This is a genomic window from Rhodococcus sp. NPDC047139 (assembly GCF_040643435.1).
GTDB lineage: Bacteria > Actinomycetota > Actinomycetes > Mycobacteriales > Mycobacteriaceae > Rhodococcus.
On the sequence record NZ_JBEYUH010000007.1, the window covers coordinates 81,103 to 106,265 of the forward strand.

Annotated in this window: 24 protein-coding genes; 10 read left to right on the forward strand and 14 right to left on the reverse strand. The window is 65.6% G+C overall.

The features are described from left to right. Nucleotides 1-33: 33 nt before the first annotated feature. From urtA to ABZ789_RS11165, 4 genes are all read right to left on the reverse strand, one after another. Nucleotides 34-1,308: an urea ABC transporter substrate-binding protein gene (gene urtA / locus ABZ789_RS11150; protein WP_358423358.1), complete on the reverse strand. Its 1,275-nt coding sequence runs from the start codon at nucleotides 1,306-1,308 to the stop codon at nucleotides 34-36. Between the two features lie 235 nt (nucleotides 1,309-1,543). Continuing rightward, nucleotides 1,544-1,945 carry a PPOX class F420-dependent oxidoreductase gene (locus ABZ789_RS11155; protein ID WP_358423361.1) on the reverse strand — a complete coding sequence of 134 codons (402 nt, stop codon included), beginning with the start codon at nucleotides 1,943-1,945 and terminating at the stop codon, nucleotides 1,544-1,546. Between the two features lie 22 nt (nucleotides 1,946-1,967). After that, entirely contained in the window at nucleotides 1,968-3,380 is a 1,413-nt protein-coding gene (gene ramB, locus ABZ789_RS11160) for an acetate metabolism transcriptional regulator RamB (RefSeq protein WP_358423364.1), read from the reverse strand. A gap of 53 nt (nucleotides 3,381-3,433) precedes the next feature. Beyond that, nucleotides 3,434-4,621: a globin domain-containing protein gene (locus tag ABZ789_RS11165; protein WP_358423889.1), complete on the reverse strand. Its 1,188-nt coding sequence runs from the start codon at nucleotides 4,619-4,621 to the stop codon at nucleotides 3,434-3,436. 490 nt (nucleotides 4,622-5,111) lie between these two features. On the opposite strand from ABZ789_RS11165, the gene aceA reads away from it, so the two are divergent. The 4 genes from aceA to ABZ789_RS11185 all read left to right on the forward strand — a co-directional run bounded on the left by aceA (nucleotide 5,112) and on the right by ABZ789_RS11185 (nucleotide 11,003). Continuing rightward, complete coding sequence (aceA, locus tag ABZ789_RS11170) at nucleotides 5,112-6,401, forward strand: isocitrate lyase (protein WP_358423367.1); 1,290 nt, start codon at nucleotides 5,112-5,114, stop codon at nucleotides 6,399-6,401. Nucleotides 6,402-6,569: 168 nt separating this feature from the next. Beyond that, nucleotides 6,570-7,466: a 3-hydroxybutyryl-CoA dehydrogenase gene (locus ABZ789_RS11175; protein WP_358423370.1), complete on the forward strand. Its 897-nt coding sequence runs from the start codon at nucleotides 6,570-6,572 to the stop codon at nucleotides 7,464-7,466. A 103-nt stretch (nucleotides 7,467-7,569) separates the two neighbouring features. Continuing rightward, complete coding sequence (gene metE, locus ABZ789_RS11180) at nucleotides 7,570-9,861, forward strand: 5-methyltetrahydropteroyltriglutamate--homocysteine S-methyltransferase (protein ID WP_358423373.1); 2,292 nt, start codon at nucleotides 7,570-7,572, stop codon at nucleotides 9,859-9,861. Nucleotides 9,862-9,941: 80 nt separating this feature from the next. Next, complete coding sequence (locus ABZ789_RS11185) at nucleotides 9,942-11,003, forward strand: NAD(P)-dependent alcohol dehydrogenase (protein WP_358423376.1); 1,062 nt, start codon at nucleotides 9,942-9,944, stop codon at nucleotides 11,001-11,003. Between the two features lie 43 nt (nucleotides 11,004-11,046). Here the strand turns inward: ABZ789_RS11185 and ABZ789_RS11190 are convergent, their stop codons facing one another. Together ABZ789_RS11190 and ABZ789_RS11195 are read right to left on the reverse strand one after the other, a co-directional pair. Continuing rightward, nucleotides 11,047-11,829 carry a SigB/SigF/SigG family RNA polymerase sigma factor gene (locus ABZ789_RS11190; RefSeq protein WP_358423379.1) on the reverse strand — a complete coding sequence of 261 codons (783 nt, stop codon included), beginning with the start codon at nucleotides 11,827-11,829 and terminating at the stop codon, nucleotides 11,047-11,049. Then, nucleotides 11,826-12,245, reverse strand: a complete 420-nt coding sequence (locus ABZ789_RS11195; protein ID WP_358423382.1) for an ATP-binding protein — start codon at nucleotides 12,243-12,245, stop codon at nucleotides 11,826-11,828. The genes ABZ789_RS11190 and ABZ789_RS11195 overlap by 4 nt, the downstream gene beginning before the upstream one ends. A 405-nt stretch (nucleotides 12,246-12,650) precedes the next feature. Between ABZ789_RS11195 and ABZ789_RS11200 the strand changes: the two genes are divergently transcribed. Both ABZ789_RS11200 and ABZ789_RS11205 read left to right on the forward strand, forming a co-directional pair. After that, complete coding sequence (locus ABZ789_RS11200) at nucleotides 12,651-12,998, forward strand: STAS domain-containing protein (RefSeq protein ID WP_358423385.1); 348 nt, start codon at nucleotides 12,651-12,653, stop codon at nucleotides 12,996-12,998. A 179-nt stretch (nucleotides 12,999-13,177) separates the two neighbouring features. After that, nucleotides 13,178-13,660 carry a hypothetical protein gene (locus tag ABZ789_RS11205; RefSeq protein WP_358423388.1) on the forward strand — a complete coding sequence of 161 codons (483 nt, stop codon included), beginning with the start codon at nucleotides 13,178-13,180 and terminating at the stop codon, nucleotides 13,658-13,660. Nucleotides 13,661-13,684: 24 nt separating this feature from the next. On the opposite strand, the gene ABZ789_RS11210 is transcribed toward ABZ789_RS11205, so the two are convergent. Together ABZ789_RS11210 and ABZ789_RS11215 are read right to left on the reverse strand one after the other, a co-directional pair. Next, on the reverse strand, nucleotides 13,685-14,923 hold the full coding sequence (locus tag ABZ789_RS11210) for a glycosyltransferase (protein WP_358423391.1): 1,239 nt from the start codon (nucleotides 14,921-14,923) through the stop codon (nucleotides 13,685-13,687). A 128-nt stretch (nucleotides 14,924-15,051) separates the two neighbouring features. Continuing rightward, complete coding sequence (locus ABZ789_RS11215; protein WP_358423394.1) at nucleotides 15,052-15,408, reverse strand: hypothetical protein; 357 nt, start codon at nucleotides 15,406-15,408, stop codon at nucleotides 15,052-15,054. 241 nt (nucleotides 15,409-15,649) lie between these two features. On the opposite strand from ABZ789_RS11215, the gene ABZ789_RS11220 reads away from it, so the two are divergent. Next, entirely contained in the window at nucleotides 15,650-15,850 is a 201-nt protein-coding gene (locus ABZ789_RS11220; protein WP_358423891.1) for a hypothetical protein, read from the forward strand. 56 nt (nucleotides 15,851-15,906) lie between these two features. On the opposite strand, the gene ABZ789_RS11225 is transcribed toward ABZ789_RS11220, so the two are convergent. The 4 genes from ABZ789_RS11225 to ABZ789_RS11240 all read right to left on the reverse strand — a co-directional run bounded on the left by ABZ789_RS11225 (nucleotide 15,907) and on the right by ABZ789_RS11240 (nucleotide 19,876). Next, nucleotides 15,907-17,343 (reverse strand): trehalose-6-phosphate synthase, encoded by a 1,437-nt coding sequence (locus ABZ789_RS11225; protein WP_358423396.1) that lies wholly within the window; start codon nucleotides 17,341-17,343, stop codon nucleotides 15,907-15,909. Between the two features lie 119 nt (nucleotides 17,344-17,462). Next, nucleotides 17,463-17,612: a hypothetical protein gene (locus ABZ789_RS11230; protein WP_358423399.1), complete on the reverse strand. Its 150-nt coding sequence runs from the start codon at nucleotides 17,610-17,612 to the stop codon at nucleotides 17,463-17,465. 78 nt (nucleotides 17,613-17,690) lie between these two features. Continuing rightward, nucleotides 17,691-18,257, reverse strand: coding sequence for a type 1 glutamine amidotransferase domain-containing protein (locus ABZ789_RS11235; protein WP_358423402.1), 567 nt, complete (start codon nucleotides 18,255-18,257; stop codon nucleotides 17,691-17,693). Between the two features lie 92 nt (nucleotides 18,258-18,349). Beyond that, entirely contained in the window at nucleotides 18,350-19,876 is a 1,527-nt protein-coding gene (locus ABZ789_RS11240; protein WP_358423404.1) for an FAD-dependent oxidoreductase, read from the reverse strand. A 263-nt stretch (nucleotides 19,877-20,139) separates the two neighbouring features. On the opposite strand from ABZ789_RS11240, the gene ABZ789_RS11245 reads away from it, so the two are divergent. Continuing rightward, the gene (locus tag ABZ789_RS11245) at nucleotides 20,140-21,153 is read left to right on the forward strand and encodes an alpha/beta hydrolase (RefSeq protein ID WP_358423407.1); all 1,014 of its coding nucleotides are present in this window, start codon (nucleotides 20,140-20,142) and stop codon (nucleotides 21,151-21,153) included. A gap of 55 nt (nucleotides 21,154-21,208) precedes the next feature. On the opposite strand, the gene ABZ789_RS11250 is transcribed toward ABZ789_RS11245, so the two are convergent. Together ABZ789_RS11250 and ABZ789_RS11255 are read right to left on the reverse strand one after the other, a co-directional pair. Beyond that, nucleotides 21,209-22,000, reverse strand: coding sequence for a 5'/3'-nucleotidase SurE (locus tag ABZ789_RS11250; protein WP_358423410.1), 792 nt, complete (start codon nucleotides 21,998-22,000; stop codon nucleotides 21,209-21,211). Continuing rightward, on the reverse strand, nucleotides 21,997-22,953 hold the full coding sequence (locus ABZ789_RS11255; protein WP_358423413.1) for a PfkB family carbohydrate kinase: 957 nt from the start codon (nucleotides 22,951-22,953) through the stop codon (nucleotides 21,997-21,999). The genes ABZ789_RS11250 and ABZ789_RS11255 overlap by 4 nt, the downstream gene beginning before the upstream one ends. A 114-nt stretch (nucleotides 22,954-23,067) precedes the next feature. Between ABZ789_RS11255 and ABZ789_RS11260 the strand changes: the two genes are divergently transcribed. Continuing rightward, the gene (locus tag ABZ789_RS11260) at nucleotides 23,068-23,511 is read left to right on the forward strand and encodes an SRPBCC family protein (protein WP_358423416.1); all 444 of its coding nucleotides are present in this window, start codon (nucleotides 23,068-23,070) and stop codon (nucleotides 23,509-23,511) included. After that, entirely contained in the window at nucleotides 23,508-25,100 is a 1,593-nt protein-coding gene (locus ABZ789_RS11265) for an NAD(P)/FAD-dependent oxidoreductase (RefSeq protein ID WP_358423419.1), read from the forward strand. Before ABZ789_RS11260 ends, ABZ789_RS11265 begins: the two co-directional genes overlap by 4 nt. Nucleotides 25,101-25,163: the final 63 nt, after the last annotated feature.

A 25,163-nucleotide genomic window follows, 5' to 3' on the forward strand; every position in this document is an offset into this window, starting at 1 on the left:
GTCGTCTCCCCTCGTCGACCTTCCGGTCGGGTGTCAGTTGCCGGACAGGCCCGCGGCCCAGTCGTACGACTCGAGATACGGATCGGGATCGATCGCACCGTCGGACTCCCACACCGTGTAGATCAGGCCGTCGCCGCGGATCTCACCGATACGAGCGGTCTTGGTGATGTGGTGGTTGTCGCCGTCGATCGTCACGGTGCCCTCGGGTGCCTCGAACGACACGCCGTCGGCCGCGGCGATCACGTCCTCGACCGCGAACGACTCGGCCTTCTCGACGGTGTTCTTCCACAGGTAGACCGAGGTGTATGCGGCTTCCATCGGGTCGGAGGTCGGCTTGTTCGCTCCGTACTTCGCCTTGTACGCCTCGACGAACGACTTGTTCTCGGGAGAATCGACGGTCTGGTAGTAGTTCCAGGCAGTGAGCTGGCCCTCGATGTTCTGCGCACCGATGCCGCCCACTTCCTCCTCCGCGATCGACACCGAGACGACCGGCATGTCCTTCGCGTTCAGGCCGGCGTTCGTGTACTCACGGAAGAAGGCGACGTTGGAGTCACCGTTGAGTGTGTTGAAGACCGCGTCGGCGTCGGCGGTGCGGACCTTGTTGACGATCGTGGAGAAGTCGGTGGACCCGAGCGGGGTGTAGTCCTCGCCCTTGATCTCGATACCGTTGGCCTCGGCGTACGCCTTGATGATCCGGTTGGCGGTCTGCGGGAAGACGTAGTCGCTGCCGACGAGGTAGAGCGACTTCACGCCCTGTTCCTTCAGGTATTCCAGCGCCGGAACGATCTGCTGGTTGGTCGTCGCCCCGGTGTAGAAGATGTTCGACGAGGATTCGAGTCCCTCGTACTGGACAGGGTAGTACAGCAGCGCATTACGATCCTCGAAGACCGGCAGCATCGCCTTGCGGCTCGAGGATGTCCAACCACCGAACACCGCAGCGACACAATCGGATCCGATGAGCTTCTCGGCCTTCTCGGCGAACACCGTGGGCTCGGAGGCGCCGTCCTCGGAGACGATCTGGATCTGCTTGCCGAGGACGCCTCCGTCGGCGTTGATCTCCTCGACGGCCAACGCGATCGAATCGCGGACTGTGACCTCGGAGATGGCCATCGTGCCGGACAGCGAGTTGAGCGAGCCCACCTTGATGGTGTCGCCCGAGGTGTCGACGCACGAGGCCGCGCCGGACGCGGTCGTCGCGCCATCGTCACCTGCGCGGCTTCCGCAGGCAGTCAGCACGAGACCGACTGCGACGAGTGCTGCGGGGGCCGCGATGGCGCGGGTGGCGAGCCTGGACCTGACTACAGACATGTAGAGCCCTTCCTTGCATGTGTGGCCGGGGCCCCGGTGTATCCGGGAGGCGTATACAGCGCTGTATCCGTGAGGCCAAACAGTAGAAGGGTGTTGTTGCGCGAGAATATCTTCCGGTCACGGTTGCGTGACCTGCATTTCGTCCGTGTTACAAGGTCCGCACACCTACCTGCCGCAGGCTTCGTCACCGCAGCGGAAACGGCTGCGGCGGACGGCCGGCGAGTGAGCGGGAAGGTTACTTCGGTTCGAGGACCGAGCCCATGACGCGCTCGACGGCGATCTCGATGACGACGCGCCGGGGGTTGGGTCGTGGCTCGCGGTAGCGGGCGGCGTAGCGACGCTCGCCTTCGGCGACATCGGCAGGTTCGCGCGTCACCCGGGCCGGGCCCTCGAGGGTGATCCACCTGCCGCCGTCGACCTGGTTCACGGAGGCGTATCCGCTGCGCTCGACGTTGAGGGTCTTCTGTGACCCCTCGAAGGTGATGATGCGGACGACTTCGGCGTCGGCGTCCCACGTGAACCCGACTGCGACCAGGTGCGGCGATCCGTCCTTGCGGAGGGTCGCGAGCGTCGCGAGCCGGTACTCGGTGAGGAACTCGAGTGCCTTCGCGCCTATCGCATCGGGGGTACGTGCCATGCCACGAGCCTACCGGCGGCCGTCACCGTACGAGATAGGGCGAGACGGAGCTGCGGTGCTCGTTGATGTCGATCTCCTTGCCCAGAGGAGGGAAGGCCCGTTGCGGACAGTTCATCCGCTCGCACACTCGGCACCCCGAGCCGATCGGTGTACCCGGATTGGATTCGTCGAGTTCGAGGCCGTCGGCGTAGACGAGGCGGTGCGCGTGCCGCAGTTCGCAACCGAGCCCGATCGCGAACGTCTTGGAGGGTTGACCGTAGCGCGCAGCACGACGTTCGACGGTGCGCGCGACCCACAGGTACCGGCGACCGTCCGGCATCTGCGCGATCTGCGTCATGATCTTGCCCGGATAGGCGAAGGTCTCGTATACGTTCCACAACGGGCAGGTGCCGCCACTCGTGGAGAAGTGGAAACCGGTGGCGGACTGTCGCTTCGACATGTTGCCGGCGCGGTCGACTCGAACGAACGAGAACGGGACTCCCCGCAGTTTCGGACGTTGCAGGGTCGACAGCCGGTGCGCGATGGTCTCGTAACTGACACCGTAGAAGGCGGAAAGGCGCTCGATGTCGTACCGGAAATCCTCGGCGATGTCGTGGAACTGCGTGTACGGCAGGATCAGCGCTGCCGCCCAGTAGTTGGCCAGACCGAGGCGTGCCAGTGCCCGCGAGGCGTCGCTGGTGAACGAACCTTCCGCGACGAGACGATCGATGAGCTCACCGCATTCCAGATACGCGAGTTCGAGGGCCAGCTTGAACACCTGCTGGCCTCCGGACAGTTGTGGTGCGACTTCGAGGACCCGGGTCTCGGGATCGTAGCGGTGGAGGATGTTCTCCCCGAGATCGATGCGCTTGACGATCTGCACATCGTGGACCGTTGTCAGGCGGCGGGCGATCTCGCCCCCTACATCACCCCGGTGGAAGCGGATGCGGTTGGCGAGTTCCTCGGCTGCGGTATCGAGATCGTGCAGATAGTTCTGCCGCTGGTAGAAGTAGTCGCGCACCTCCTCGTGCGGCATGGTGATTGCGCCGCTGCCGCTTCCGTCGCTGTACCGCTCCTCGGTGGCGACGGCGAGTTGTGCGGTGGTGTTGCGAAAGCGCCGGTGCAGGTTGACCATGGCGCGCGCGAGCGTGGGGTGGGCGGCGACCATCTCGGCGATCTCCTGGGCGTCGGCTTCGATGCCCATCTCCCGGTCGAGCGCTACCTCACGCATCTCGGCGATGAGGCGCGTGTCGTCCTGTGAGGAGAAGAAGGTGGCGTCGACTCCGAAGACCTCGCTGATACGCAGCAGGACAGGCACCGTCAACGGCCGGACGTCGTGCTCGATCTGGTTGAGATAGCTCGCGGAGATCTCGAGTGTCTTGGCGAGCGCTGCCTGGCTGAGTCCTCGCTCGGTGCGTAGCTGCCGCAGCCGGGCGCCCACATAGGTCTTGGCCATTCGCCCAGGGTAGAACTGCCTCGCAGTCTTCGCAAGGCGGCGTTCGCAGCCTGTTAATCGGTGGTGGGCACGTTCTCGAGACCGAACCACGAGCCGGGTGCGAATGCCTCGTAGTGAATGGACTCGGGAGCGACACCGGCGGCCACGAGGTCGGCGCGGATGGCGCGCATGAACGGGACCGGTCCGCACACATAGGTTCGCGCGTCGGACGGAATGTTCATGCCGGCCAAAGGGGTTCGTCCGTCGCTGCGGATCTCGTCGTATTCGGTGTAGCGCACGTGCAATCGGGCGTCCGGCAGCGAGTCGACGAGTGCCCGGATCTCTGTCCGGTGCGGTTGTTCGTAGGGCGTGCGATCGACGTGCAGGACGTCGACCTTCCGCTCGGCGCGTCGGGACTGCAGGTCGCGTAGCGCGGCGATGGTCGTCGTGACCCCTATCCCGGCGGAGACGAGCAGGAGCGGCTCATCGCTGTCGTCGAGGACGAGACTGCCGAACGGCAGCGACACGACGAGGGGGTCGCCGGCTCGCAGGTCGTCGCACAGCACCGGGGAGACGAGTCCGCCCGGTGTGCGTTTGACGGTGATGGCCCATTCGTTGCGGAACCGTCCCGGGAACACCGTGTACTGGCGGATCTGCGCGGATCCGTCACGGAGAGGGACTTTGACCGAGATGTACTGACCGGGAAGGAAACCGGGCAGTGGTTCGTGGTCGGCGGGCCGAAGGTGAAGGGTGGCAGCATGCGCGCCGTCGTATTCGTGCTCGGCCACGACCATCGAGCGCCAGACATCGCCGGGGGCGACGCCGGCTCGCCGGTACAGCTTCGTCTCCTGCTCGACCAGCGAATTGGCCATCAGTGTGTACACCTCGTGCCACGCGATCGCGACCTGCGGGGTGACGGCTTCGCCGAGCACTTCGGCTATCGCGGCGAAGAGATGCGTCCGCACGATCTCGTAGTGCGCGGAGCGCACGCCGAGGGAGGCGTGCTTGGCGGCGATCCGTTCCATGATCGGATCGATGTCCGCCGGCTCCTCGGTGAGGAGAAGTGACGCGAAGGAGGCGACCGAGGCGGCGAGTGCCCGCTGCTGGTCGCCGTTGGCCTGGTTGGTGCGGTTGAAGGTGTCCTTCAGGGAGGGGAGGGCACGGAAGAGCTTGCTGTAGAAGACGCGGGAGATCGTGCCGATTTCGGCGCCGACCGCCGGCAGGGTCGCCTCGACGATCGACCGCGACGTGCTCGAGAGAATGTCGACTCCTCTGTTCGGTTGGCTGCTCGGCCGGGCCTCGGGGCGGACGAACGCTGCACGGCGGCCGGCCCCGATCCGGACGGAGTCATGTTACGGGCGTGACCCGAGAGTTCCATGGGGGTCCGGTGGTCGGGGTCGTGCGTTGTGAAGGTGACCACAGACAGGTGTCCGATCGTCCGATCGGCGCGCGATCGGTCGACCGGTGTTTGCGCACCCGGGAGCGGGTATCAGAGGGGCAAAACGCGAGGTAAATCCTACTGACGGGTAATAAACGCCTTGTCCGATTCGGGTAGTTGGACCGACCATCGATTCGCAAACTTTGCAATGGCTGTTGCGAAAATAACCGAGATTGGCATTAGCAACAGGTAGACGCGGTATTTGGTCTGTGCCATTGTCGTTGTTGTACATCCGAACGGCACGCAAAGGATGTGAAGTCGTACAGGCGTACTGCTTCATCCCGAGCGGGGCAGATCTAGAGAGTGGAGATTTGATGTCGACCACCGGCACCCCGAGGACTGCAGAAGAGATCCAGAAGGATTGGGACACCAATCCGCGCTGGAAGGGCATCACCCGCAACTACACCGCTGAGCAGGTTGCCAAGCTGCAGGGCACCGTCGTCGAAGAGCACACGCTCGCTCGCCGCGGTTCGGAGATCCTGTGGGATCTCGTCAACAACGAGGACTACATCAACTCGCTCGGTGCCCTCACGGGTAACCAGGCCGTCCAGCAGGTCCGCGCCGGCCTGAAGGCCATCTACCTGTCCGGCTGGCAGGTCGCCGGCGATGCCAACCTCTCGGGCCACACCTACCCCGACCAGTCGCTGTATCCGGCCAACTCGGTCCCGCAGGTCGTGCGCCGCATCAACAACGCGCTGCTGCGCGCCGACGAGATCGCCCGGGTCGAGGGCGACACCTCGGTCGAGAACTGGCTCGCCCCGATCGTCGCCGACGGTGAGGCCGGCTTCGGTGGCGCGCTCAACGTCTACGAGCTGCAGAAGGCCATGATCGCGGCCGGCGTCGCCGGTTCGCACTGGGAGGACCAGCTCGCGTCGGAGAAGAAGTGCGGTCACCTCGGTGGCAAGGTCCTCATCCCCACGCAGCAGCACATCCGCACCCTGACCTCGGCTCGTCTCGCAGCCGACGTCGCCGATGTCCCGACCGTGGTCATCGCCCGCACCGACGCCGAGGCCGCGACCCTCATCACCTCCGATGTCGACGAGCGCGACCGCCCGTTCATCACCGGTGAGCGCACCGCCGAGGGCTTCTACCACGTCAAGAACGGCATCGAGCCCTGCATCGCCCGTGCGAAGGCCTACGCTCCGTACTCCGATCTGATCTGGATGGAGACCGGCGTGCCGGACCTCGAGGTCGCCAAGCAGTTCGCCGAGGGCGTCCGCAGCGAGTTCCCGGACCAGCTCCTCGCCTACAACTGCTCGCCGTCCTTCAACTGGAAGGCTCACCTGGACGACGCGACCATCGCGAAGTTCCAGCGCGAGCTCGGCGCGATGGGCTTCAAGTTCCAGTTCATCACCCTCGCCGGCTTCCACTCGCTCAACTACGGCATGTTCGACCTGGCCCACGGCTACGCCCGTGAGGGCATGACGGCCTTCGTCGACCTGCAGGAGCGCGAGTTCAAGGCTGCCAAGGAGCGCGGCTTCACCGCCATCAAGCACCAGCGCGAGGTCGGTGCCGGCTACTTCGACAGCATCGCCACCACCGTCGATCCCAACACCTCCACGGCTGCCCTGAAGGGCTCCACCGAGGAAGGCCAGTTCCACTAGGAACAAGCGCCACTCCGAGGTCCACCACCCCGCGGCGGGATCCACAGGTCCCCGTGTCCCGCCGCGGGGTGCGTGCGCATCAGGAGCAATTCCGGTGCGTTCGCACCCCTGCTTTCCGTAATGCACCGATGGCCTCGGCCACGACCCCCACAACGAGAAGGAGCTGACGTGACCAGCGAAAAGATTCAGCGCGTCGGCGTGATCGGCGCCGGCATCATGGGCGCAGGTATCGCCGAGGTGTGCGCACGCGCTCATGTCGACGTACTTGTCTTCGAGCAGACCCGCGAACTCGCGGCTGCCGGGCGCGCCCGCATCCTCCGGTCCCTGGACCGAGGTGTGAGCAGCGGCAAGATCACCGAACGGGAGCGTGAACAGGCTGCGTGGCGCCTGCGCTTCACCTCCGACCTCGGTGATTTCGCCGATCGGCAGCTCGTTGTGGAGGCCGTCGTCGAGGACGAGAAGGTCAAGAGCGAGATCTTCGCCGAGCTCGACAAGATCGTCACCGACCCGAACGCGGTGCTCGCATCGAACACGTCGTCGATTCCGATCATGAAGCTCGGAATCGCGACCAGTGCCCCCGAGCGGGTCATCGGAATGCACTTCTTCAACCCGGTGCCGGTGCTCCCGCTCGTCGAACTCGTCACCACCCTGAAGACCAGCCCCACGGTGTCCGAGCGTGCTGAAGCATTCGCGGCCGACGTGCTCGGCAAGCAGGTCGTGCGCTCGTCCGACCGTGCAGGCTTCATCGCCAATGCTCTTCTGGTGCCGTACCTGCTCTCGGCGATCCGGATGGTCGAGTCCGGTTTCGCGACAAAGGAGGACATCGACAAGACGATGGTCCTCGGCTGCGCGCACCCCATGGGGCCGCTCGCACTGACCGACCTGGTCGGTCTGGACACCGTCAAGTCGATCGCCGACTCCATGTACCAGGAGTTCAAGGAACCCCTGTACTCGGCACCGCCGCTGCTGCAGCGCATGGTCGAGGCGGGGCTCGTCGGTAAGAAGTCGGGCGCCGGCTTCTACGAGTACGCCGACAACGGCCGCACGGTCAAGAAGGCCGGCTAGCCAGGTAGCACCACCGCACACGGCGCCCGTGCCCGGCAACAGTGTTCCCACACTGATCGCCGGTGCACGGGCGCGGTGTGCATGAGGGAAAGGTCGACCCCCCATGGCAACTCCTGCCGACGGATACGGATCAAGCATCCTCGGGTACCCACGCATCGGACCCCGCCGCGAGCTCAAGTTCGCCCTCGAGGCCTACTGGCACGGGGAGGGCACACGTGACGAACTCGTCGCGACCGCTCGCGAGCTCCAGGAGAACACCTGGCGCGAACTCGCAGCCACGGGTCTGACTCAGGTGCCCGGCAACACGTTCTCCTATTACGACCACGTTCTGGACAACGCCCTGCTGTTCGGGGCGCTCCCCGAGCGGTTCCGGCCGCTGGCCGACGAACTCGACCCACTCGACCTGTACTTCACGCTGTGCCGGGGCCGCGAGGACTTCCCGCCGCTCGAGCTGGTGCGCTGGTTCGGTAGTAATTACCACTACCGCCAGCCCGAACTCGACGAGAACACCTCCTTCGGGCTGAACTCGGCGGCTCTGCTCGACGAGTTCGAGCGCGCGAAGGCCGAGGGCGTCGAGCTGCGACCGGTGGTGCTCGGTCCGGTCTCGCTGCTGCTGCTGTCGAAGGTCGCGCCGACATCGACGAAGGAGGGCTTCCGCACACTCGACCTGCTCGACGCGCTGCTTCCCGAATACGAGAAGCTCTTCGAGCAGCTGGCGCGTGCCGGTGCGACCTGCGTCCAGCTCGACGAGCCGTCGTTCACCGAGGATCGCAGCGAGGAGGAACTCGCAGCGCTCGCGCGTGCTTACGATGTGCTCTCGCATGCTCCGCTGCGGCCGCGTCTGCTCGTGACCGGACCGTACGGTCACCTCGGTGAGGCGCTGCCGATCCTGGCGGCATCGAAGGTCGAGGCGATCGGTCTGGATCTGGTCAACGGACGTATCAGCGCGGAGGAACTGGCCGCGGTGCCGGGACTGAAGCGCAAGCGCATCTACGCCGGTGTGGTCGACGGACGCAACGTTTGGAAGGCCGATCGCTACCGGACTCTCGAGTACCTGAAGTCGATCGCGGCGGTCGCGCCCGACCTCGTCGTCTCGACCTCGTGCTCGCTGTTGCACGTGCCCTACGACCTGCTCGTCGAGTACGACATCCCCGGCGATGTCGCCGATCGTCTCGCGTTCGCGAAGCAGAAGGTGGGCGAGGTCGTCTCGCTCGCCAAGGCGCTCACGACCGGAGCCGAGGAACGCTGGCGCAAGCCGCCCGTGTCGGTGCATTTCAAGCAGAAGCACACCGTGCGTGCGCGGCTGAACGCGGTCACCCCCGCGCACCGGATGCGTGCCCCATACGAGGAGCGTCGTGCCGCTCAGCAGAAGCGACTGAATCTGCCGCCGGTGCCGGCGACGACCCTCGGGTCTTTCCCGCAGACCAAGGAGATCCGCCGGGCGCGAAAGGATCTCGGTCAGGGGCGTCTGTCGTACGACGAGTACGTCAAGCGGATCCAGGAGGAGATCGAGTCCACCATCCGTCTGCAGGAGGACATCGGCCTCGATGTGCTCGTCCACGGCGAGCACGAACGCAACGACATGGTGCAGTACTTCGCCGAGCTGATGGAAGGCTTCGCCACCACGCACTTCGGCTGGGTGCAGGCTTACGGTTCGCGCTGCACACGCCCGCCGATCCTCTACGGCGACATCGTGCGTCCGAAGCCGATGACCGTGGAATGGATCTCGTTCGCGCAGTCACTGACCGACAGGCCCGTCAAGGGCATGCTCACCGGTCCGGTGACGATGCTGGCACGCTCGTACGTCCGTCAGGATCAGCCCCTGCACGAGACAGCCGATCAACTTGCGCTCGCCATCCGCGACGAGATCGCGGATCTCGAGCGGGCCGGTATCGCGATCATCCAGGTGGACGAGCCTGCCATCCGTGAGTTGCTTCCGTTGAGGCAGGACGGGCGCGCCGAGTATCTCGACTGGGCGGTCGACGCCTTCCGTCTCGCTACGGGCGGTGCCAAGCCGGAGACTCAGATCCACACGCACCTGACCTATTCGGGTCAGGCGTCGGTCGTCGACGCGATCGAGCGCCTCGATGCGGACGTCACTGCGATCGTGGCGACGCGCTCGATCCGCTGGGTGCTCGAGGCGATCAAGGATCGTGCGCTGTCCCACGGCGTCGGCCCGGGTGTCTACGAGTCGCGGTCCGCCCGGATCCCGGACATCGACGAACTCGACGAGTTGCTTACCGAAGCAGCGGAATCGGTGGAACTCGACCGCTTGTGGGCAAATCCGGACGGTGGTCTCAAGACACGCCACCACTGGCAGCTCGAACCGTCGCTGCGCAATCTCGTGGCTGCAGCACGCAGACTGCGCCGGCGGGCCGAACAGCAGGCCGGATAGAAGAAGATCGCATCGACGGTACGCACCCGCGGGAGCCCCCGCGGGTGCGTACCGTCGCGTGACGGGGTAGTTGTGGAGAAATGACGTCCTCTTCATCCGATACGATCACCGTCGCCGCCTACGCCGCCACAGCTCCCGATTCACCGCTGTCGAAGACGACGGTCGAACGTCGTGCTCTCGGTCCACTCGACGTGCTCATCGCCATCGAGTTCGCCGGCATCTGCCATTCGGACATCCACACGGCCCGAAACGAGTGGGGCGGCACGAAGTATCCGGTCGTGCCGGGTCACGAGATCGTCGGCACCGTCGCCGCGGTCGGTTCCGAGGTCACGCGACACGCTGTCGGCGACCGTGTGGGGGTGGGCTGTTTCGTGAACTCGTGCGGTGAATGCGATCCGTGCCGGACCGGTTTCGAGCAACACTGCATCAACCGGGCCACGGGGACGTACAACTCCGTCGACCGCGACGGCAGCGTCACCCAGGGCGGCTACTCGACCCACATCGTCGTCACCGAACACTTCGTCCTGCGGATCCCGGACGGCCTCGACCCGGCCGCCGCGGCGCCGCTGCTGTGCGCGGGAATCACCCTGTACTCCCCACTGAAGCGATGGAAGGCAGGACCGGGAAGCAAGGTCGCGATCATCGGTATGGGCGGCCTCGGGCATGTCGGTGTGAAGATCGCGGCGGCGATGGGTGCGGAAGTGACCGTGCTCGGCCACTCGCTGTCGAAGAGGGACGACGGTCTGCGGTTCGGTGCGATCGACTACCGGTCCACCGAGGACGAGGCGATCTTCAAGGAGCTGCGCGGGAAGTTCGATCTGATTCTCAACACCGTGTCGGTCAACCTGGACCTCGATCGCTATCTGTCGATGCTCCGGCTTCACGGCACTTTCGTCGGCCTCGGCCTTCCGGAGAAGCCGCTGTCGGTGCGTGCGTTCTCGCTGGCCGTGAACGACCGTGCGATGGCCGGGTCGAACGTCGGTGGCATCCCCGACACGCAGGAGATGCTCGATTTCTGCGCCGAGCACGGCATCGGAGCAGAAATCGAACTCATCTCCGCGGACCGGATCAACGAGGCCTACGACCGAGTGGTGGCCAGCGACGTGCGCTACCGCTTCGTGATCGACGCTTCGACCTTCTGACGAGTCGTCGACGTCCCGAGCGCGAGCCCGGGACGTCGACTCGTCAGAAGTTGTCGCCCAGTTGCTCGCGCAGCTGGGCGAGTGTCTTCGTCAGCAGGCGGGAGACGTGCATCTGGGAGACGCCGACTCGCTCGGCGATCTGCGTCTGCGTCATGTTGCCGAAGAACCGCAGCAGCACGACCGTCCGTTCCCTCGGCGGGAGTGCTTCGAGCAGAGGCCGCAAAGCCTCGTGGTTCTCGACCTCGTCGAGTGCGGCATCGTAGTCGCCGAGCGTATCGGCCAGGGTGAGCCCGTCGTCTCCGGACGGCGAGGACCGGTCGACAGAGACGGTCTGATAGGCATTGCCGGCCACGAGACCCTGCAGTACCTCTTCCTGATCGATCCCGAGCTCTTCGGCCAGTTCGGACGCGGTGGGGGCGCGACCGAGCTGCTGGGAGAGTTCGGAGGTCGCCTTGCTCAGAGCCAGGTGCAATTCCTTCATGCGTCTGGGCACACGAACGGCCCAGCCCGCATCGCGGAAGTGCCGACGTACCTCGCCCATGATCGTGGGGACCGCGAACGAGACGAAATCCGAACCACGTTCGGGATCGAAGCGGTCCACCGCGTTGACCAGTCCCAGACGCGCGACCTGCAGAAGGTCTTCGAAGGCTTCACCGCGGCCGTCGAATCGCCGAGCGATGTGTTCGGCGAGCGGAAGGCATCGTTCGACCACCTCGTCCCTGATCCGGGTCCGGGTGGGGTCGTCCTCTCCGAGTGCGAGAAGTGTTTTCAGGGTTTCGGTGACGTCGGCGTACTCGTCGCTCGACCTGCCGGTGTTGCGAGTCACCGATCGCTGCTGCCTTCGGAGATGGACATGTCGATCCTGGCTCGAGAATCGTCGGCGGTCACCGAGATCGACTCCGTGAGCGAGTTGAGCACGTGCCAGCCGAAGGAACGCGGCTGGCCGATCGCAGAGGCATCCTTGGTCGGTGCCGACAGGCTGATGTGCAGCAGCGGCACCGCTGCGCGGAACGAGCAGGACAGGACTGCGTCGTGGGGTGCGCCCATGATGAGCCGGGTGGCGGCTTCGTCGACGGCGAGCTTCACGTCCGCCACGGTGTCGAGGTCGAAGTCGTGCTGCAGCGCGATCGCAGCTGCCACCGCGCGGAGCACGGCGAGCTGGTCGGGGTGTGCCTCTACTCGAAGTTCGACTGCCGGGGGATTGCTGTCGCGTGCCGATTCGATCGACGCGGATTTCGCCATGAGCGTGATATCTCCAGTACGGGCCGGGGGGCAAGCATAGGGGGTCGTGTCTGTCCGGGTCGTCGCAGAGATTACCCAGCTCCTGAGAATTCAATCCACCGACCTCGACCTGGTCGAGCATACGCGGATGTCCGGAATGTGCGGTCCGCGTGTTGAGTGGTGCTCGTACATGGACTATGGTTGGGGCTTGGTTGAGCACACAGCCGAGAACACGGAAGCACCGCCCGTTGCGGGAGGTTTCCATGAGGACATCGGTCGTGCCTGCCGCTCCGGTCGTGCTTCCCGCAATTTTCGATGTTGGGAAGTGCTATGACTGTTCCTCAGCGAATTTCAGGCTCGGCCGATTCCACTCCGACCACGTGGTCGGCCAGGCCGATCAGGTCCGACGCCCCCGCTGAGCGGGTAGTGGGCGCAGAGTTCAGCGCCCAGCGGATCGAGCCGGACCTGGTATGGGTCGACGTGCGTGGTGAGATCGACATCCGCAATGCGCGCGCTCTTTTCACATTTGCTCACCAGCAGATCGAGGGCTCGCCACGCATGGTCCTCGATCTCGCGAGTGTCGAATTCTTCGGCGCGGCCGGCTTGTCGGTGTTCGACGAGCTCGATGAGCGCGCGAGCGCTCTGAACGTGCGGTGGGCCATCCTGGGCGGCCGACCGGTACAACGATTGCTACGGGCCGCAGACTCTGCCATCGCGGCCAAGTCGTACAGGACACGTGAAGGAGTGCTTGCCGCGCTCGCTCGCGAGACCTAGACGGCGGGAGATCCGACCACACGACGTGGCCGGAAGACCTGCCACGTCATTCACACCGTTGCCGTTCGGAGATCCGGACGGCAACGGGCCTGTTCGGAGCTGCTCGCCGTACGAGTCCGCTCTGCCCGTTTCGCCGTTTCGGCCTCGGGGAATCCGCCCCCTGAACCGAGGAGGGTGAGATGGATACAAACGACTGGATTCTGCTGGTGGTAGTGGTGGCCGTCGCAGTGGCGCTGCTTGCGGTGTCGGTGTGGGCACTCCGTAAGCGCGGCGCCGAGCGGCGACGTGCCGAAGCCGAGCGGCTGCGACGTAGCGTCGAGGAGAACAAGGCCGCCGTAGAGCAACGCGCCGCGTCGGCCGATCGCACCGAGGCGGAAGCTCGTCGCGCTGCCGCGGACGCAGAAGCGAAGGCGGCGGAAGCGGAGCGGTTGCGTGCACGGTCCGACGAGGAACGACGGGCGGCCGAGTCCGCACGCGCAGAACTCGACGAACGTCGCCGTCGCGCAGAGGAATTGGACCCCCGTTCCACGACCGCCCAGGATGGGTCGAGCACCCGCGCCGCCGGTTCGGCGGAACCGTCCACGGAGGCGGGGCCGGTCGGTGAGGGTCGAATCGACACCGCCGGTAGGCCGGGAGCGCACCGGACCGATCAGAACCCCTGATCGGTCCGGTGTCCGTTCATCGCGTCACTGCACACCGGTCCGTGCAGTTCGGTGTGCAGTGCGCCGGACCGGCACGCACCGCTCGTAGGTCCGCAGAGTGTCCTCGGCAACCCGATCCCAGGTGTATCTGGCCATTACGCGGTCGCGTGCGGCGATGCCGAAGGTAGCGCGTGCCGTTGTGTCGGTGAGGAGCCGGCGGGCCGCGGCGGCCACGGCTTCGGGAGATCGAATGGGCACGAGCACGCCTGTAGTGTCGTCGAGGACGGTGTCGAGCGTTCCGCCGGAGGCGGATGCGATCACCGGACGACCACAGGCCATGGCCTGCAGAGCGAGCATTCCGGACGAATCGTGCCAGGGCGTGCACACCACGACATCGGCGGAACACAACAGCGCGGGCATCTCCGCCCGCCCGACCTCGCGACGGATGTGAACGCGTCCGTCTACTCCGTGTGTTCTTGCGATTTTTGCGAGGCGGGAGTTCTCCTCCTCGTCGAGGCGCCGCGGCGCACGAGCGGGAGCCGGATGCGCCGCGATCACCAGTTCGGCATCGGGGATACCTGCCAGTGCTTCGATGGCGGTATCGAACCCTGATGCGGGTTCGAGGGGGCCGGCTGTGACGAGGCGAGGCCGACGGGCTCGCGTGGGAACGGGAGATGCTGCGGTGCAATAGTGTTCGGTATCGACGCCGCTGGGGACCACCGTCGTGCGTGTGCGAGGGAGTCCGATACGTGCCAGTTCGAAGACTTCGTCCGAGCTGGTCGCGATCATGCGCGTAGCACCTCGTGCGATGAGTCGTTCCAGTCGAATTCGATCTCTCGAGGCCTTGTCCATGGAGGTTCTCTCGCGAACCCTGTGCTCGACCGTGCCCAGTGAGTGAAACGTCTGAACCACAGGAATTCCGAGTGATCGGGTGGCGAGCTGCGTGGCCAGTCCCGACAGCCAATAATGGGCGTGTGCGATGTCCGGTGGGCGTCCACGCCACTCCCTCTCGAGAAAGTTCCCGAATTCGCCCATTGCAGAAGCGGTCTCATCGGGACGCATGGGGGATGGAGGGCCTGCCGGCACGTGCACCAGTTCGTATCCGCCGGGAGCCGCCAGTCTCTCCGGAGCGGCGCTGTCCTCCCGGCGGGTGTAGATCACCACCTCATGGCCTGCCCGCGTCAAGGCCGAGGACAGTTCGGTGACATGTATGTGCAGGCCCTGCGGCGGCGCACTCGGCTGCGAGCCGTGGCAGATCAGGGGGTTCACTTGGCCGGCAACCATCGCGATCTTCACCTCGTCTGCATTCCCGTGCGCCGAGACGGGTAAACCGGCAGGAAGGCGAGATGTGAACCGAAAAATGCTCCTCGATGGCGGAATTCACTGTCACCGGGGATCCGGCCTTGACGAAGTCAGATCATCGACCGTGCGGAGATGGTCGCGTAGACGACCATGAATACCAGGAGCACCCAGCCAGCGCCCTGCCAGATCGGCCAGCGGCCACCGCGCTTCCAGGTTCGGTAGGCCATCAGCAGTGCGCCGAGACCGCCGAGCAGGAGTACCAGAGTCGGTCCGAAGACCAGGACCTGGCGTTCGGGATCGGCGCAGACGGCGAACGCCGCATCGGTGCAGTCCTGCCCGGAACTCGTGCCCCAGGCGATCGCGCCGCCCATCACTGCGAGTGCCACCACGATCACGGCGACTGCGTAACCACCGGCCTTCCTGGCCGTACGAGGATCGTTCCAACGTTTTTCCACATCCTGGGTCATGGCACTCCTCACTTCGAAGGGCGCACGTGCGCTTCGTTCGGCGCAGGGCGCGATTCGACCTTCGGTTACCCTCGCGGCGGGCACTCAATCAACCGTCCGCATGCCATCCGGACAGAGCTCGCGTTCGTGGGCGTTTGGTCCTATACGCTCGGATCGCGACTTTTGTTGTGTTTGTGCGGTTTCGGACCCGGGTATTGCTACCCGGCCGGACGGTCCGGCGGGTGAGACGGATCGAGGTGAGATCGTGCGCTTGTTGAGTCTTGTCGTCCTGATCTGGCTGGTCATCGGTGCGGTGGCGGCCGGTCAGCGGGGCTACTTCGAGAGTTCGGAACAGAACTGCAGCAGTCTCGCAACAGTGGCGATCACAGTAGTGGCGGGACCGCTCAATTACGCGGGAGTCAATCCTGCAGTGGAGTGCGAGGTGCCGCAGCCGACCCAGTAGGCGGGGGTTGCCCGTCCTTCGCCGGCATCCGGCCGGAGAAGGACGGGCATCTCGTCTCAGGAGATGTCGACCGGGGCACCCGAAGTGGCGCGCAGATCGTCTAGAAAGGTCTGCGACCACAGAGCGACGTCGTGCGTCATGACGTGCGAATGCATGGTCTCCATACGCCTCGTGCGCTCTGCGGGGTCTTCTTCGATCGCCGCTACGATCGCTCGTTTCACATCCTCGAGATCGTAGGGATTGACCAGCAGGGCCCGGCGTAATTCGGCTGCTGCCCCAGCGAATTCACTGAGCACCAACGATCCGCTGCCATCCTCGTGGCAGGCGACGAACTCCTTTGCCACGAGGTTCATCCCGTCTCGTAGAGGGGTGACGAGCATGACGTCGGCCCCGGTGTACATGGCGAGTAGCTCGTCCCGGTCGACGGAAGCATGCAGATAGTGGACGACCGGGGAACCGAGCCGCGCGAATTCCCCGTTGATCCGGCCCACTTCGCGCTCTACCTGATCACGAAGGCGCGCATAGGCGGTCAACCGCTCCCGGCTCGGAGTCGCCAGCTGCACCATCACCACCTTCTCGGGGTCGAGTGTGCCTTCCTCGAAGAGTTCGTAGAGCGCCTCGATGCGGATGTCGATTCCCTTGGTGTAGTCGAGCCGGTCCACGCCGAGCAACATGACCTCAGGATCGCCCAGATCCCGGCGGATCTCGGCAGCACGATCGCGAATGCTCTTCTCTCGGGAGCGATCCCGAAGTTGTGCGGAGTCGATGGAGATCGGATAGGCGCCTACCCGCACCCTTCGGTCGCCGAGATCGATCGTGCCGCCCGTGCCCGTTCCACGCGGCGAAGGAAGGCCGAAGAGGCGATTTGCGAGATACAGGAAGTTCTGAGCTCCGCCGGGGAGGTGGAAGCCGACGAGATCGGCGCCGAGAAGGCCGTCCACGATCTCCTTGCGCCACGGCAGCTGGAGAAAGAGTTCCGTGGGCGGGAACGGGATGTGGAGGAAGAAGCCGATGGTCACGTCAGGGCGGAGGTCGCGCAACATCCGGGGGACCAATTGAAGCTGATAGTCGTGCACCCACACAGTGGCCCCCGGAGCTGCGGCACGAGCGGCCGCCTCGGCGAACCGCTCGTTGACCTGCCTGTATGTGCGCCACCAGCGGCGATCGAAGGTGGGTGGGATCAATGCGTCGTGATAGAGCGGCCACAGGGCGTCGTTCGAGAAGCCTTCGTAGTATTCCTCCACCTCCTGGGCGGAGAGCTCCACCGGATACAGTGCCAGCCCATCTTCTTCGAACGGGTCGACGCGGACGTCGGGCGTTCCGGGCCATCCGACCCAGGCGCCCTCACTGGACCGGAGGACGGTCTCCATCGCGGTGACCAGGCCGCCGGGACTACGGCGCCATACCGGTGGGCCACCGTCGGCCGGAGTTTCGAGATCCACCGGCAATCGGTTTGCGACGACTACGAAATCGTAGGAGTTCGGTTCGTTCATTATCCCGCCTTTGTACTACTGCCTCACGGCGCATCAATCCCGAATGTTCGAATCGACCGGTTCTTGTTATCAAGGCGGGTGAGGGGCCGCAAGACAGCGTACGGCCGGCGGAGTCCGATTCAGTTCTCGCTGGGTACGGCCAGCGCGGGTGCATCGTCGAACATCTCGCCGATGCGCTTCTTGATCTCTGCAGTGCTGAACCGCACCCCCTGGTGCAGTGTGGAGGAAACGGGGGCCGGGGAACCGGCGCCGGAGCTCTGCTCGAACATCTTCAGATCCTTTCGAAGGGCAGGAGAGAACTGCGATCCTGCGGTCGCAGTGGTGGGAGAGCGCGGATCCGGGCGGAGTCAACCTGCACGGTGCGCGGCGAAGAGGTCGACGAGCGCGTCGCAGAAGGCCGGCAGATCGCCGGGATTGCGGCTCGACACGAGGTTCCCGTCGACGACGACCTCCTTGTCGACGACGTGTCCACCGGCGTTGCGAATGTCGGTACGAACACTCGGATACGACGTGAGAGTGCGATCGCGCACCACATCGGCTTCGACGAGTGTCCACGGCCCGTGGCAGATCACGCCGACCGGGCGGCCGGAGGTGACGAACTCGCGCACGAACGAAACGGCCTCGTCGTCCTGCCGTAACTGGTCCGGGTTCGTGGTTCCACCGGGGAGTACCAGACCGTCGAAATCCTCGGGGGACACCTCTGCCACCACGTGGTCCACGGTGTATTTGCCGGCTGCGTGGACGTCCTTCTCCATGGCCTGGATCTCACCCTGCTCGAGGGAGACGAGCCGGACAGCGGCCCCTTCGTTCTCGAGAGCCCGGCGTGGCTCGACGAGTTCGACCTCTTCGACCCCGTTGGTGGCGAGTACGGCGATGGTCAGTCCGGACAGGCGTGCCCCATCGGCGGAAGTCATGTTCGTATAGTCCTTTCTCGACTGCTCTGGGGTCTACCCGGGACGAAGGAGAACCAAACGAAGATCTTTCACCTCGTGTTTCACCCGCGGTCTCATCGAGGTGAGAGATCGCTGGTGGTGGGACCCTCCAGCAAGCTTCCGTCGGCGGCGAATCGAGATCCGTGCAGCGGGCAGTCCCACGAGCTCTCGGCGTCGTTCCAACGCAGGATTCCCCCCAGGTGCGGGCAGACCGCGCTCACCCGTCGTGTCCGTCCGTCGACCGTGGACACCCCGACGGGTCGTCCGCAACTGCGGACCACCCGCCCCTCGCCTTCCCCGGGGGTGGATCCCGAAGACATCTCGGCCTGCAGCCAGCCCTTGGCCATCTGCACTGCCACTGTGGCGTTGAGTCGTACCGCCGTCGGCGCACCCGTCACCAGTTCGGTGCGCCAGGCGGTCATGGCGGGTGCCCATGCCTCGACACCGCGATCGGGTGACTCCGAGAACCGGGAAGCGATGATCTGGGCCGCGGCGACTCCGCTCGTCATTCCCCATTTGCCGAAACCGGTCGCCACCCAGATCCGGTCGGCTCCCGGCAGGACCGGTCCGACCTCGGGGAGGCTGTCGATATCGGAGTAATCCTGCGCCGACCAGCGGTACAGCTCGCGCGCTCCCGGAAACGTCCGCTGGCTCCAGTGCAGCAGGTCGTCGTAGGCAGAGCGTGCGGAATGGTGCCGGCCCACCACATGGCCGTTACCGCCGACGAGCAACAGACGATCTGCCGACGACGATGTCCCTGCGGCGGAAGCGGTGCGGAGTGATCGTGTGGGACTGTCCGCGGAAAGGTACATCCCTTCCGGGGGCCCGCCGGGTACCTCGACGGCGATGGAGTACGACCGGTCCGGTTCGAGGCGTGCAAAGAATCCCCCGCGGTCCAGGATCGGGGTACCGGTCGCGAGCACCACGCGATCTGCGCGGACGTCGCCGGCGTCGGTCCGGACAATGCATCCCTCGCCGTCGGTGTCCACCGTCTTCACACGCCGACCGACGAACACGTGGGTGCCGGACGCGCGTGCCCGGTCGACGACCTCGAACAGAAGAGGCATGGGATCGACCTGTATCTGGTCGGGGATCGTCACCGCCGCAGCCACAGGGAAGGGAAGCGGGGTCTCGTCGACCTGCTCGGCCGGAAGGCCGGCGGCGCGACAGTGGCGGTACTCCGCCTCGATCATGCCCGCGTTCGCGGGGTCCTGGGTGTAGGTGTACGCGTTCGCCCGGTCGAGATCGAGTCCGTGCCGCGTGCAGAAGTCGACCACCCACCGTTGCGCCGAGAGCGTTCCGTCCACATAACCCTGGCGTATCGCGGCGGAGTGCCGGCGACCGATCTGCGACAGGCGGGTGCCCTGAAGGACGCTCAGCTTGCCGGTCGTGTTTCCGGTGGTCACAGCTCCGATGTCGCGGGCTTCGACGACCGCGACGAGCAGTCCTCGCTCGGCGAGGAGCAGTGCCGTGACGGTGCCCGTGATGCCCGCGCCGACGACCACGACGTCGTAGCGCTCCCGGCGGGCCGTCCAGTCGTCGTACGCCGCGGTCCGTGGAGCGCGATCCCGCCACAGGGACACCGTGGTCTCGGTAGACATGTGCGCTGGTTACCTCGTCCGGCGAAGCGGTAAACGATCGGCCTCACCCGCAGCACGCGGCGTCACCTGTCTCTTTACCGAGTTCTCGGCTACGGATCGTTTTCTCTTGGTTCGACGCTCGAGGTTTCGGCTTCGTAAAGCGAAGGGTAAACCGCACTACTGTTGCTGTGTAAAACGGCAGAAACGACAAGTTTCGTGGGGTGATCCACGGGGAGGTTCCAGTGCTGCCCTCTGAGAGCGACGATTTCTGTGGGAGTGGAGGCGTGAGCCGCACCCACCGCGGCGGGAGCATGCGCTCGCTGTTCGTGCGGGGGGCAGTGCGCGCCCTCGCGAAACCTGTCGTCGGTGCATGGATGGCACGGCCGGACCTCGCGTGGCCACTGACGATCGTCGACAGCGCTGCCTCTCTGCTTCCCAGGCCGTCCGGAGCGCAGTACATCGACGTCGATCTGGGATCCTGCGGAGCGGAGTGGATCCGTGCCGAGGGCCGGTCGACCAAACGCGCGGTGTTGTATCTGCATGGTGGCGCGTTCCTCATGTGCGGGCTGAACACTCATCGCTCGCTGGCAGTGAGGCTGTCGGATCGTTCGGACGGCGCGGTTCTCAACGTCGACTACCGGATGCTCCCGGATGCTCCCATCGCGCACGCGGTGGACGATGCGATACGCGGATACGAATGGTTGTGCGAGAAGGGTTACCGCGGAGAGGGCATCGTCATCGCAGGTGACTCCGCCGGAGGCTATCTTTCGTTCATGACGGCGCTCGCACTCGCCGAAGCCGACCTGCCCCGGCCGGCAGGGATCGTCGCGCTGTCTCCGCTCGTCGACCTCGACTCGGATCGTCGCGCCGAACACGACATGCAGGCTGCCTGCCCGATGTTCCCGGGCTCGGCCGTGCGGTCGCTCGTGCAGTACATCGAAGGCACTCACATGCGCCTGACCGTGGACGGAGAGCCTGGGCCGCTGATGTGCCCCCTCGACAACGACCTCAGTGTTCTCCCGCCCGTGATGATCCACGCCGGCGACGACGAATTGCTGCGCAGTGATGCCGAATCCATGGCCCGGGCGGTGCGGGAAGCGGGAGTGAGCTGCGATCTGCACGTATGGCGACACCAGGTGCACGCCTTCCCGATTTTCGCCGACGGCCTTCCCGAGAGCCGACGCGCGATCGCAGAAGCCGGGAACTTCGTGCGCTCGGTCACCGGGTCGGACAGAAGTGTGGAAAAGACTCTGAAGACTCCGATTTCCGGCTTCGGTCCGAACTCGGCGGTCGCCTGAGCGGTTGCAGAGCGGACCGCTCGGCCGGGCGATACTCGGCCGAGCGGTCTGTCGTTCACGTCTGGGAACTACCCGAGTGAGCGAATTCCAGTGCGCCGAGATCGGCCTCGGCCACCTCGAAGGGCATCGTCAGGACAGTAGCCGTCGCCCACCCGCGACACACGAGCACGGCGTCACTGTCGTGGGACTCGTCCAGTTCGACGGCCCGGAACGTGACGGGCACGGCGCGTGAGACATCGCCATCCTGTTCGACCTCGCCGACTTCTGCCTGCACCGCGCCGAACTCCGCGAGCGGCGCACTACGCAGCCCGCGGAGTTCGTGGATCGGGATGTCGGGAATGTTGACGTTCAGCACCGTGCCCGGACGGCTGTGCTCGACTGCCCAGTCGAGGGCCCTCTGCGCCACGAGTTCTGCAGTTTCCCACTGCGACGGCTCGGTACCGTTGAGGGACAACGCAACTGCGCGGGCACCGTGGCTGGCCGCAGTCAGTGCCGCACCCACCGTGCCCGAATGCAGGATTGCGTGACCGGTATTGGGGCCCAAATTGATTCCCGACAGGACGATGTCCGGCTCGGGTCCGAAAGCGCGGTACGCCGCGAGAAAGGTGATCAGAGCGGGGGAGGCCTCCACCGCGTAGGACTCCACATCGGGGAGGCCATCGAGAGGTCGCCGGCTGAGAAGGAGCTTTCCCTCGTCCTGAAGCGCCGTCAACGACGCGCTCGCACCGCTGCGCTCGACGTGCGGGGCCGCGACCTGAACGTCGAATCCTGCATCGACGGCGACCCGAGCGAGCAGCAGGAGACCGGGGCTGTCGATGCCGTCGTCGTTGACGATCAGTGCTCTCATGAGCGCTTTCCCTTCAGTTTTCTGACCTCGATCTTCTCCGACATCTTCTCGACTGCGGCGCTGTTGCCGGTCGCCAGGCCCCGGCGCGTCACGTTCACCGCGCCCGCTGCGGCGCCGAGTCGCAGAGCGTCCTCGAACTTCTCACCCGCCGCGTAGGCGGCAGCGATACCTGCGGTCATGGAGTCGCCGGCCCCGTGGTGATCCACCGTCTGTACCGAGGGTGCCTCGACCTCCCAGAAATTACCGTTGTCGAAGGCGATCGCCGGATCACCGGCACGCGAGATGACCACCGACTCGGCACCGTCGTCCTGGAGACGTTGCATGGCCTCGAGGAGATCGTCGAGTGAGTCGGACTCGGCGAGCCCGTCCTCGATGAGATCCTCGTGACTGACCTTGAGAACGTTCACGCCTCCTTCGAGGGCCGCGCGCAGCGTAGGACCGGACAGGTCGGCCACGACCGGAATGCCCAGTGCACCGAGATCGGCGCACAGCCGGGTGTACATCTCGGCGGGCACGGCTGCGTCGTGGTGGGGGCCGCCGAGCATCGCGACCTTCGCGCACATCGCGGAAGCCAGCGAAGCGCTGAACAGATCATCGATCTCGTGCCGGGTGAGTGCGGGCGGGGAGATGTCGGCGATCTCCTTCCGCTCACCCTCGCGACGGTCGTGAATGTAGGAACCGTTCGCCGACGCCGTCTTCACCGGGTGCACCGTCAAGCCTTCACGCTCGATGATGTCGACGAGGATGGATCCGGATTCGCCACCGAACGGACCGCACAGGTGCACATCCATTCCCAGAATCGAGGCCATGCGCCCTATCCAGAAGCCCTGGCCGCCCGGGTGCACATGGAGTTCGGTGCTTCCGTCCGGTGCCTTCTCGAGCGTGACGGTGAGGAGGGGCGCGGGGGCGAAGACGAAGCCATAGGGTTTGGTGGCGCTGTTCTCGGGTTCCATGCCTGCCCGTATACCCCCTCCGAACAGCGGTGACACCCGACTCCGTGTGACGGATCCGCTGGCGGGGTATGCGTGTGCCGCAAGCGAGCTCTCGTCCAGGGTTGAGGAGTGGGCATGGCCAGGATCGCGACTGTCGAGGCGCCGGTGGCGCCGGCACGGGTATGGGAGATCCTGTCGGACGGCTGGCGATACGCGGCATGGGTGGTCGGTGCGTCACGCATCCGGGCGGTCGATACCGCCTGGCCCGAAGCGGGTACCCGAATCCACCACTCGGTGGGGCTCTGGCCGTTACTGCTCGACGACCGCACCGAGGTTCGATCGATGGTGCCCGAGCGAGAACTCGTGCTGCGTGCACGGGCCTGGCTCTTCGGTAAGGCCGAGATACGAATCACGCTCGAACCGACTCCCGCCGGTGGCACGCGGGTCGGTATGGCCGAGCACGTCGTCGCGGGACCGTACGCCCTGGTTCCCGATCGTGTCCAGGAGGAACTGGTGTTGCCGCGCAACCAGGAATGCCTGCGACGGCTGGTGCTGCTCGCCGAAGGCGCCACGGAATGAGCGGCGATGCGGTCGATGCCGTGGTCGTCGGTGCCGGCCCGAACGGTCTCACTGCCGCTGCGGTGCTCGCCGACGCGGGGTGGGACGTTCTCGTGCTCGAAGAACAACCCGACCCCGGCGGGGCGGTGCGCAGCGCCGAACTCCACCCCGGCTTCCGAGCCGATCTGTTCAGTGCGTTCTATCCGCTCGGCGTGGTCTCACCTGCCTTCCAGGCCCTGGATCTGGCGTCGCACGGCCTTCGCTGGGCACGATCGCCCAAGGCATTCGGCCATCCCCTCTCGCCGGACGACGAGGATGCGATCGTCGTTTCGCCCGATCCGGTGGATACAGCGGCAGATCTGGAGCGACGTTGTGCGGGTGACGGCGCGGCGTGGCTCGCGCTGTTCGAGCAGTGGAAACAGGTCCGTGGTGCGCTGCTCGAACTGCTCCTGGGGCCTTTTCCTCCCGTCCGAGGCTCCGTGGACCTGCTGCGGAGCATGAAGACAGGGGACCTGCTGCGCTATGCACGCATGCTCGCGCTGCCGGTCACCCGGATGTCCGCCGAACTCTTCCGCGGTTCGGCCGCCCGCCTGCTGCTCCTCGGCAACGCCATGCACGCCGACACGCCACCCGAAGCGCCGGGCAGCGGCGTCATGGGATACATCCTGACGATGCTCGCGCAGGACGTCGGATTTCCCGCGCCGGTCGGCGGTGCAGGGGCACTGAGCGACGCGCTGGTCCGGCGGTGCGAATCGGCGGGCGCCGAAGTGCGCTGCAATTCTCCGGTGGTCGCCGTGGAATTGGAGGCCGGAACTGTGTCTGCCGTGCGTACTTCCGGTGGTGAACGGGTGAAGGTTCGGCGTGCCGTCCTCGCGGACGTCTCGGCTCCGGCTCTGTACACGCGTCTCCTTCCTGCGGATGCGGTCGGTTCGCGGGTGCGCGATGATCTCCGTCGCTTCGAATGGGACACACCCGTGGTAAAGGTGAATTACGCTCTCGACCGCCCTGTGCCGTGGCGCTCGCCTTCGTTGAACGGGGCCGGCACAGTGCACGTCGGAGCCGACACGAACGCAATGATCAGGTGGTCGGCCGATCTGGCCACCGGGACCGTACCCGAATCCCCGTTCCTGTTGTTCGGGCAGATGACCACTACGGATGCGACGCGTTCGCCGGAGGGAACCGAAAGCTGCTGGGCCTACACACATCTGCCTCGGGGCATAACCGACGATACGGCCGCCGACCATCTCGCCGAACGTGTCGATGCCCAACTGGAAGCGTACGCACCGGGATTCGGTTCGAGGGTGGTCGGGCGCCACGTTCAGAGACCCGGCGACCTCGAAGCAGCCGACTCGAATCTCGTCGGCGGTGCCGTGAACGGCGGTACCGCGCAGGTCTACCAGCAGTTGTTCCTCCGGCCCACTCCCGGTTTCGGAGGTCCGCGAACTCCCGTCGAAGGGGTGTACCTCGCCAGCGCAGGCGCGCATCCGGGCGGGGGAGTCCACGGGATGGGTGGCTGGAATGCCGCTCGTGCCGCCCTCGACGATACGAAGCGAACCGCACCGGTGGCCCGTCGCGTACGAAATGCGGCACGCCGGAGACTGTTCTCGTAGCGCCCACAGAAAACCATGCGGATTCGTGGTGTGTTTCACATCGATGTCGCTCGGGTATCCGCT